Here is a 1,154-nt window from a genome sequence, read left to right as displayed (position 1 = left end):
AAAACAATGGAAAAAGAAAAATTCAAGCTGCTTTTCTACCTCAAGAGAGGTACGCAGGACAAAAACGGAAAAAGTCCCATCATGGGACGCATCAGGGCAGGACGCTCTATGGTACAATTTAGTTGCAAATGCTCGTGTACTCCTCGTTTGTGGGACAGTCGCAAGAACCGACTGCTGGGCAAGAGTGCCGAAGCCGTATCGGTAAACAAGGAACTTGACCGCCTTCAGGTGAGCATATACAAGGTTTATGAGTCTCTTTCGGGTAGCTCCGATGCCCCCATTACGGCAGAGAGAGTACAGGAACTTGTATTCGGACTAAATAGCGAATCTCAAGAACTGCTGCATCATACAGACGAGTATATCGACCGCTTCCGTGAGCGCGTGGGCATAGACCGCAGCGAGCGGAGGCTGAAATGTCTGCTGCTCTTCCGCAAGCATCTGGCAAACTTCGTCAGGTATCGCTACCGTGTGGAGGATATTCCCGTACAGAAAGTGGACACAGTCCTCATCAAAGACTTGGAGGACTACTTCGCCAAAGAAAAGGGATTCAAGCTCAACACTTCGGCTGGTTATCTCTCCATGCTGGCTTCCTTGCTCAAAGACCTGCATAAACGGCACATCATTGACACCTATCCCTTCATCAACCATTCCATTCGTTGGGAAGTGGGCACTCCACGTTACATCACAAGGGAAGAGGTAGGTCGTATCGCAGCCTTGGGAGAAGATAAATTGCAAGGCTATGAAAAAGTGTCGAGGGATATGTTCCTTTTCTCCTGCCTGACGGGGCTTTCCTATACCGACGTGTATCACTTGACGGAGCAGCACATCTTTCACGAAGCGGGAATGACTTGGATACGTAAGCCGAGGATGAAGACGGGCAACGTGTGCCACATCCCATTATTACCCGAAGCATCCGCCATCATTGAGCGGTACAAGGGCATTCATACGAGGGCGTTCCGCCACGAACCCCCAAAAGGGTATCTGCTGCCCATACCCGGATGCGACACGGTGAACATACACCTCAAAAAGATAGCACGGCTTTGCGGTATTCAGAAAACGCTGACCTATCATATGGCACGGCATACCTTCGCATCACAGATGACACTGTCGGAGGGCGTGTCCATTGAGAGCGTTTCCAAAATGCTCGGACACAG

The 1,154-nt window shown here is 50.3% G+C and carries 1 protein-coding gene; it reads left to right on the top strand.

All coding sequences use genetic code 11. The features are described 5' to 3' along the window. Positions 1-6: 6 nt before the first annotated feature. The coding region (locus H515_RS0112655) for a site-specific integrase (protein ID WP_028902039.1) at positions 7-1,154 on the top strand (1,148 nt) is incomplete at its 3' end.

The organism is Prevotella corporis DSM 18810 = JCM 8529 (assembly GCF_000430525.1).
GTDB lineage: Bacteria > Bacteroidota > Bacteroidia > Bacteroidales > Bacteroidaceae > Prevotella > Prevotella corporis.
Note: the sequence above shows the minus strand (reverse complement) of the source record. Positions and strands in the feature narration are given on the sequence as shown.